Source organism: Chloroflexota bacterium, assembly GCA_016875535.1.
GTDB lineage: Bacteria > Chloroflexota > Dehalococcoidia > SHYB01 > SHYB01 > VGPF01.
The window spans coordinates 1-7,860 of the sequence record VGPF01000068.1; the positions used below are offsets into that span (position 1 = coordinate 1).

The following is a 7,860-nucleotide window of genomic DNA, read 5'->3' on the forward strand; positions in this document are numbered from 1 at the left end:
ATCCTGGGCGGCAAGCCGGACCCGGCCAAGCAGGTGGGCAAGAGCAACGTTTCGTCCGAGATGCGCTGGGTGGGCGGCAACCTGGAGCAGGCCTGGAGGGACTCCGCCGTCATCGTGGAGCGCGAGTTCTACACCAAGCCTGTCCACCAGGGCTATATCGAGCCGCACGTCACCACGGTCATCTGGAACCCGGATGGGCGCATCACCGTATGGACCAGCACCCAGCACACCTTCGGCGTGCGCCAGCAGACGGCCGCCATTCTCCAGGTGCCCGAGGGCATGGTGAAGGTCGTCCCCATGGAGATTGGCGGCGGCTTCGGCGGCAAGATCAACGTCTACCTTGAGCCCGCCGCGGCGATGCTCTCCAAGAAAACCGGCCATCCCGTCAAGATGGTCATGACGCGCAAGGAGGTCTTTGAGGCCAGCGGCCCAACCTCCGGCTCCCACAACAAGATCAAGATCGGCGCCACCAAGGACGGCAAGATCACCGGCTGGCAGGCCTGGTTCGCCTTTGAGGCGGGCGCCTACCCCGGCTCCCCCGTCGCCATGGGCGCCATGTGCTCCTCCGCGCCGTATGTCATCGAAAATTTCGATATCTCCGCGCTGGACATCGTCGTCAATAAGCCGAAGGTGGCCGCCTACCGAGCCCCTGGCTCGCCCATCGGTGCTTACGCCATCGAATCGGTACTGGATGAGATTGCCGAAAAGCTCGGCATGGACCCTATGGACTTCCGCCTCAAGAACGCCTCCAAGGAGGGGACGCGCCAGATCACCGGCGCGCCGCTCGGCAAGATCGGCAACACCGAAGTCATGACCCAGGTGAAGAACCATCCGCATTACAAGTCACCCCTTCCGCCAGGCAAGAACATCGGGCGCGGCGTGGCCATGGGCTATTGGTTCAACATCGGCATGCAGTCCTCCGCTGTCATCAACGTGAACCCGGACGGCACCATCTCCCTCGTCACCGGTTCGGTGGACATCGGCGGCACCCGCGCCGCAGTGGCGATGCAGGCTGCCGAGATCCTGGGCATTCGCGCTGAAGACGTCATCCCCACCGTCGCCGATACCGATTCCATCGGCTGGACGGGCGTCACCGGCGGCAGCCGCACCGCCTTCTCCACCGGCATCGCCGCCATCAACGCGGCGGAAGAGGTGAAGCGGCAGCTCATCGCCCGCGCGGCGCTGATGTGGGAGGTCAAGCCGGAAGACGTGGAGTTCAAGGACGGCCTGTGCATCAACAAGAAGAGCGGCAAGGACACCCTCAGCATCAAGCAGATCGTCGCCAAGATGATGATGACCGGCGGCTACATCACCGCCTCCGCCACCTCCAACCCCAAGATGCCCGGCGCGGCTTTCGGCGCGATGATCGTGGACGTGAAGGTGGACCCGGAAACCGGGAAGGTGGACGTTCTCCGGGTGACCGCCTTCCAGGATGCGGGCAAGGCCGCCCACCCCAGCTATGTGGAGGGCCAGATCCAGGGTGGTGGGGTCCAGGGCATAGGCTGGGCGCTGAACGAGGAGTACTACCACACTAAGGATGGCGTGATGGCGAACTCCTCTTGGCTCGATTACCGGATGCCCACGACCCTTGACCTGCCGATGATTGACCCGGTCATTGTGGAAGTGCCGAACCCCGGCCATCCCTTCGGCCTGCGCGGCGTCGGCGAGGTGGGCATCTGCGCCCCCATGGCCGCCGTGCGCAACGCCGTCTACCGGGCCACGGGCACGCGCATGTACCAGCTGCCCATGAACCCCGGCGTAATAGTCTCCGCGATGGCGGCTCAGAAGGCCGCCAAGAAATAGGCCCTCCGTGCCCCTTGTCTTTGTCCCGTCCGCTATGCGGCATATCACCGGCGGCGTGGACAAGTTGCGCGTTGAAGGGACCACGATACGCCAAGTCTTGGAGCAGCTTGAAAGCCGCTTCCCAGGCTTCAAAGAGCGCATCGTGGACGAAGAGGGCAGCCTCCAGCCTGGCGTTGCCATCGCCATCGGCAACGAGCTGACCGTCCTCGGCGTCCTCACCCCGGTGCAAGAGAGCGACGAGGTGCACTTCATCCCCGCCATAGGCGGCGGGTAGGACTGGGCTGGAGCTCGGTCTACCTTGTAGCTTGAGATACCCTTCCGTCCTATCGCTTTACCTGCCAGCGTCGTGAACCCGGAAGTATGAGTGCGCTATCGGAATCTCAACCGGGTCGAGTGCATCCAATCGCGCTATAACCTTGTGAGCCGCGATGTGGAGCCGGAGGTCGCGTCGCTTTGCCTTGCCGAAAAGGTGGGGATGATCGTCTTCAACCCGCTTGCCGGAGGCTTCCTCACGGGCAAGTACACGCGCGGCGAGCCGCCTCCTCCGGGCACACGCCTTGGCATTCGGCCGCTCTACAGCAAGCTCTTCATGACGGAGGAGAACTTCGCCACGGTTGACCGCCTTCGCGACCTGAGCGCCAGGACCGGGAAATCTACTCATCCAGCTAGCCATCGGCTGGCTTCTGGCTCAGCCTGTGGTTAGCTCCGTCATCCTTGGCGCTACCTCGGCCAAGCAGCTCGATGATAGCCTTGGTAAGGGCGATATCAGTCTTTCGCCCGATGAGGTTCGCGCCTGCGATGCGGCGGCGGGAGTCACACGGGCTCCGGCGGCAGGGTAGAACCCGCTACACTAGCCCCGCCGACTTGGCGAAGGGGTCCCAAGCTGGGTCGTTGTGCCATTCGTATTCCATCGCTGTTGCCAGCTTGTGAGCCGCCTCTTGCCCACGGTATTGCGCAATGATGCCCAGCGCCATATCAATGCCTGCGGCGACACCACCGCTCGTGATTACGTTTCCATCGTGGACCCAACGCGCTTGGGGAACCCACGTCGTTTTCGGACCCTGCTCCGTGACCCATTTGAAGGCCAGCTTGTTTGATGTGGCGCGCTTCCCATCCAGCAGACCTGCCTTGGCTAGCAGCGCCGCGCCCGTGCAGACCGAAGTCATGAGTTCCGCCTTAGTGGTGTGAGCCTTTAACCCATGGAGGAGGCGTTGGTTACTCACCTCTGTGCGCGTTCCCCTGCCGCCTGGCACCAGGATGACGTGCAGTTGCTCGCTGGTCTCCCATACGGCATCGGGCAGAACCCGTGGGCCCGCCGTCATGCCGACGGCGCTCGTGACTGGAGCAAGGCTTGGCCCTAAGAGTCTCACCTGGAAGCTCTTAGAAGCTGCTGCAAGCATCTGCATGGGGCCGAAGGCGTCAAGGAGTTCGAACTGCTCAAAGAGGAAAAGGCCGACTACTTTGGGACTGTCCATCGCATCCTCCTCGGCACCCGGTTTCATGAAAAAGAGGCGACATAATATCACGCTTGAGGTACAATCTCCACCATGCCCCGCATTCGCCAAGCGACTGTGAAAGACCTCCCGCGGATCCTGGTGCTCTATCAACAGCTCAACCTGGATGGTCATGCTGCATCGCCAAAAGACTCGAACACGTACGCTCGTCTCTTCCATCGCATCGAGCGTGACAAGGCCCAGCGTCTCGTCGTCTTGGAGGATAAGGGCGAAGTCGTTGGGACGGTGGTCATCATCATCGTTCCCAATCTCTCCCACTATGGCAGGCCCTGGTGCGAGCTGGAAAACCTCGTTGTGGAGGCAAAAGCCAAGCGCAGGGGCTACGGCAGGATGCTCATGGCCTATGCCGAACGGCTGGCGCAGAAGGCCGGCTGCTACAAGATCCAGCTGATGAGCCGGTGGAGCCGCGCCGAAGAGGCGCACAAGTTCTACGAGGCCCTCGGCTATGAGTCGCCCGCGAGGGCCTTTAGAAAATACCTTCGCTCGTAGGCTATTCTTGCGCTGTCTCTCCGCGCTTGCCCCCTCTGGGATGGTATAATTCTTAGGTATCGTGCGCGGAAAACCGACTCCTGAAATCGCTGCCGGCTTCCCCGCGGGGCGTTCAGCCCCCACCCCTAAGTTCCTCTCCCCTCACCCTCCGGCAGCCAAAGGAAGGCATCGTGGAACGTAAAGTCGTCATTACCGGCATCGGCGTCGTCAGCCCCATTGGCCTCGACCGTGACTCTACGTGGAAGGCCCTCCTCGCGGGGCAGTCCGGCATAGACCGCATCTCCGCCTTTGATGCTGAGGCCTTTGAGACGAAGATCGCCGCCGAGGTGAAGGCCTTCGACCCCCTTGTCGCCATGGACAAGAAAGAGGCCAAGCGCGCCGACCGCTTCGTCCAGTTCGCCACCGTGGCCGCCTTCGAAGCCGTCAAGCACGCCGACCTCAAGATTACGCCGGAGAACGCCACGGACATCGGCTGCATCATCGGCAGCGGTATCGGCGGCATCGGCACCATCTCGGAGCAGCACAAGGTCCTCTTTGAAAAGGGGCCATCCCGCGTCACGCCCTTCCTGATCCCCATGATCATCGCCGATATGGGTTCCGGCCACGTCTCCATCCGTCTGGGTACCAAGGGCCCCAACTTCTGCACCGTCTCCGCCTGCTCCAGCGGCGCCGATGCCATCGGCGAGTCCTTCGAGATCATCCGCAGGGGCGATGCCAAGGCCATGGTCGCCGGTGGCGCGGAGGCCGCCATCATCCCCATCAGCGTCGCTGGCTTCTCCTCCGCAGGCGCCCTCTCCAAGCGCAACGATAACCCCAAGGCCGCCTCCCGGCCCTTCGATGCCCAGCGCGACGGTTTTGTGATGGGCGAAGGCGCGGCTGTGGTGATTCTGGAAGAGCTTGAGTTTGCCCAGGCTCGCGGCGCGCGCATCCTCTGCGAGCTGGCGGGCTACGGCGCCACGGCCGATGCCAACCACATCACCCAGCCCGCCCCCGGCGGCGAGGGCGCGGCCCGCGCCATGAAGATCGCCATGCGCAAGGCCAACTTGACCCCAAAGGACGTGGACTACATCAACGCCCACGGCACCTCAACGCCTTTGAACGATAAGTACGAGACGATGGCGCTGAAGGCAGTCCTCGGTGAGGACGCCTACAAGATCCCCATCAGCTCCACCAAGTCCATGACGGGCCACATGATCGGCGCGGCGGGCGCCATCGAGGCCGCCTTCTCCGTCTTGGCCATCACGGAGAGCGCCATCCCGCCCACCATCAACCTGGAGCACCCGGACCCCGAGTGCGACCTGGACTATGTGCCAAACATGGCTCGCAAAGGCATCGTCCGTACGGTATTATCCAACTCCTTCGGCTTTGGCGGGCACAACTCCTGCCTCGCCTTCAAGCGCGTGATCCAGTAGCCCCTCGCCCTCAGCGTTGCGATTCCTATCGGGAGGCGATGGCGTGTGGAAGCATGCGCTACTGATCGCATAGCCCCAAAGGAGAGGGTGGATCCCGGTGCCTCAAGTCGCTGCCCCTCCCAAGCGCTGGCAAGTAGCTCCGCTTGCGCCTCCCGCGCACTTTGAAGCCTTTTCCGCCTACCCCAAGCTCGTCGCCCAGCTCCTCTACAACCGGGGCGTGCGCACGCCCCAAGCCGCCGAAGCCTTCTTTGCGCCGCGAGCGCAAGCCGTCTCCACCGGCGGCCTGCCGGGCGCTGAGGCCGCCGTGCGAAGGATGGCGCAGGCCATCCGGCGCGGCGAGCGCATCGCCGTCTACGGCGATTTCGATGCCGATGGCGTCACCTCAGCGGCCCTGCTCACCCAGGCTATCCGGGGCTTGGGCGGCAAGGTCGTCCCCTATATCCCGGACCGCATCACGGAGGGCCATGGGCTGAACCTCAAGGGCCTGCAATTCCTTCGCGATCAAGGTATCAGGCTCATCGTCACCGCCGATTGCGGCATCAGCAACCCGCAGGAGGTCGCCACCGCCGCCGATTGGGGGATGGACGTCGTCATCACGGATCACCACTCGCCGCCGGCGGCGCTTCCCGCCGCGGTCGCCGTCATAGACCCCAAGCTCCCCGGCGCAGACCCCTCCCTCGCGTCCCTCGCCTCCGTCGGTGTCGCCTACACCCTCGCGCAGGCCCTCTATCGGGCCTTTGAAAGAGAGCCGGATACGGCCTTGCTGGAGTTGGTGGCCCTTGGCACAGTGGCCGATGTGGCTCCCCTCACCGGGCACAACCGCGCCCTGGTGCGTGACGGCCTGGCGAGCCTGAATCGCACGCAGCACCCGGGCCTTCGCGAGTTGATGCGCGTCGCGGGCCTTCAGCCCGGGCATGTGGATACGGAGGCCATCGGTTTCGCCCTCGGCCCCCGCATCAACGCCCCAGGACGCATAGACCACGCCGATGCCGCCTACCTTTTGCTCACCTCGCGCAGTGAGGAGGAGGCCCGCCCCTATGCTGAGCGGATGGACGCCGCCAACGCCGCGCGACAGCGGCAGACCAGGGAAATCCTCGAGCGGGCGCGCGAGATGGTCGGCGATGGCTCGACCCAGCCCGTCATCATCGTCGGCGACCCGTCCTTCGAGCCGGGCGTCATCGGCCTCGTCGCGAGCAAGCTCTGCGACCTCTTCTATCGCCCCGCCATCGTCTACCAGGACTCGGAGCATGAGACTCGCGCTAGCTGCCGCAGCATCTCCGAGTTCGATATCACCGCCGCCCTTCGTGAGCACGGTGGCCTCTTCACTCGCTATGGCGGCCACGCCCAGGCGGCAGGCTTTACCCTGCCGACCGCGCGCCTCCCTATCCTTCGCGAGCGCCTGCTTGCAAGCGCAGCCAGGCTGAACATCGCTCAGCTTGCGCCCCATATCGCCATAGACGCCCACATCTCCCTGGAACGCCTCAACGGCGAGACGATCCGCGCCATGGCGGCCCTGGCCCCCCACGGCGAAGGCAATCCCCAGCCGGTCTTCCTCTCCAAGGGCCTTGACGTGATCGAGGCTCGGCAGATGGGTGCGGAGGGTCAGCACGCGCGATTGAAGCTGCGGTCGGGGAACGTAATCTGGAGCGCCGTTGCCTTCAACGCCCCCGCCGCCGTTCAGCCCATGCCCAAGCGGGTAGACGCCGTCTTCACCCTTTCCGTTGACCGCTTCGATGGCCGCCAGACCCTGCGGCTCAACATCCTGGATATGCGCCCCGCTTGAAGCCGGACTTCGACCGCTTATCCCCTACGTAACGCCCACCTTCGCCACGCTCTTCGCCAGGTCGGCATCGTCCGCGTAGGGCCCGAAGCGGATATCCTGCACCACGCCGTCCTTGTCAATCACGATGGAGGCCGGCACGCCCAACAGGCGATAGCCGTTCGCCACCTTCTTCCCCTTGTCTATCACCGTGGGGAAGGTCAGCTTCAGGTCGTTGTAAAAGGGCTCGATCTCCTTGGCCGTCTCATCCAAGTTCACGCCCAGCACGTGGATGCGGTCTCCCGCCCGCTCGTGGAGCCGCTGCAGCTCCGGCATCTCCGCCTTGCACGGCCCGCACCAGGTGGCCCAGAAGTTCAGGAGGACGGGCTTTCCCCGCAGGCCGGCAAGCTCCACCTCTGCGCCGTTGGGCCTTTGCAGGTTGAAGTTCGGCGCCAGGCTGTTGAGCCGAGCCCCGATGCTGACGGACCCCGATTTGGGCGTCTCCTTCAGCCCAAAGCCGCCTCCGCCTTCGCCACCGCCTCCGCAGGCGGCGACGACAAGCGCGACCGTGAGGCTGACGATGGACGCGAGCCAGGGTCTTGTACGTTTGGGCATGGCCTATCTATTAGAAGTCTACGTACGGCAGGAAGTCAAAGTATCTTCCCCCGCCCTAGGATTTTCTTGGACACGGAATTGGGGCATGATGCCACAAACTCTAAGGAGGTGTCCATGATGGATGGAAAGGGCGAGGGAGCACTTGATCGAGGCCGCGTTGAGCGAGGGAGATTCTCCTCTCGGCGCAAGAGCGGAGCGGTGATGCGGCTGCTGCATGGGGAAGAGTTGGACGCGCTGTCCCGGGAGTTGGGCGTCACGGCGGCGACCC

At 64.0% G+C, this 7,860-nt stretch carries 9 protein-coding genes; 7 read left to right on the forward strand and 2 right to left on the reverse strand.

The genetic code is table 11. The features are described 5' to 3' along the window. The 4 genes from FJ039_12240 to FJ039_12255 all read left to right on the forward strand — a co-directional run. Window positions 1–1,803, forward strand: a 1,803-nt coding sequence (locus tag FJ039_12240) for a xanthine dehydrogenase family protein molybdopterin-binding subunit (protein ID MBM4406917.1), incomplete at its 5' end; no start/stop codon positions are given. A 7-nt stretch (window positions 1,804–1,810) separates the two neighbouring features. Continuing rightward, window positions 1,811–2,077: a MoaD/ThiS family protein gene (locus tag FJ039_12245; GenBank protein MBM4406918.1), complete on the forward strand. Its 267-nt coding sequence runs from the start codon at window positions 1,811–1,813 to the stop codon at window positions 2,075–2,077. 90 nt (window positions 2,078–2,167) lie between these two features. Beyond that, the gene (locus FJ039_12250) at window positions 2,168–2,506 is read left to right on the forward strand and encodes an aldo/keto reductase (GenBank protein ID MBM4406919.1); all 339 of its coding nucleotides are present in this window, start codon (window positions 2,168–2,170) and stop codon (window positions 2,504–2,506) included. Then, window positions 2,463–2,642: an aldo/keto reductase gene (locus FJ039_12255; protein ID MBM4406920.1), complete on the forward strand. Its 180-nt coding sequence runs from the start codon at window positions 2,463–2,465 to the stop codon at window positions 2,640–2,642. Before FJ039_12250 ends, FJ039_12255 begins: the two co-directional genes overlap by 44 nt. A gap of 6 nt (window positions 2,643–2,648) precedes the next feature. Here the strand turns inward: FJ039_12255 and FJ039_12260 are convergent, their stop codons facing one another. Further along, the gene (locus FJ039_12260) at window positions 2,649–3,278 is read right to left on the reverse strand and encodes a DJ-1/PfpI family protein (protein ID MBM4406921.1); all 630 of its coding nucleotides are present in this window, start codon (window positions 3,276–3,278) and stop codon (window positions 2,649–2,651) included. A gap of 72 nt (window positions 3,279–3,350) precedes the next feature. On the opposite strand from FJ039_12260, the gene FJ039_12265 reads away from it, so the two are divergent. The 3 genes from FJ039_12265 (at window position 3,351) to recJ (ending at window position 7,001) form a co-directional block, all read left to right on the forward strand. Beyond that, the gene (locus FJ039_12265; protein ID MBM4406922.1) at window positions 3,351–3,806 is read left to right on the forward strand and encodes a GNAT family N-acetyltransferase; all 456 of its coding nucleotides are present in this window, start codon (window positions 3,351–3,353) and stop codon (window positions 3,804–3,806) included. Window positions 3,807–3,973: 167 nt separating this feature from the next. Next, window positions 3,974–5,218, forward strand: a complete 1,245-nt coding sequence (fabF, locus tag FJ039_12270; GenBank protein MBM4406923.1) for a beta-ketoacyl-ACP synthase II — start codon at window positions 3,974–3,976, stop codon at window positions 5,216–5,218. Window positions 5,219–5,309: 91 nt separating this feature from the next. Beyond that, the gene (recJ, locus tag FJ039_12275) at window positions 5,310–7,001 is read left to right on the forward strand and encodes a single-stranded-DNA-specific exonuclease RecJ (GenBank protein MBM4406924.1); all 1,692 of its coding nucleotides are present in this window, start codon (window positions 5,310–5,312) and stop codon (window positions 6,999–7,001) included. A 24-nt stretch (window positions 7,002–7,025) separates the two neighbouring features. Here recJ and FJ039_12280 read toward each other — a convergent pair whose 3' ends face one another. Further along, the gene (locus FJ039_12280; GenBank protein ID MBM4406925.1) at window positions 7,026–7,592 is read right to left on the reverse strand and encodes a redoxin domain-containing protein; all 567 of its coding nucleotides are present in this window, start codon (window positions 7,590–7,592) and stop codon (window positions 7,026–7,028) included. Window positions 7,593–7,860: the final 268 nt, after the last annotated feature.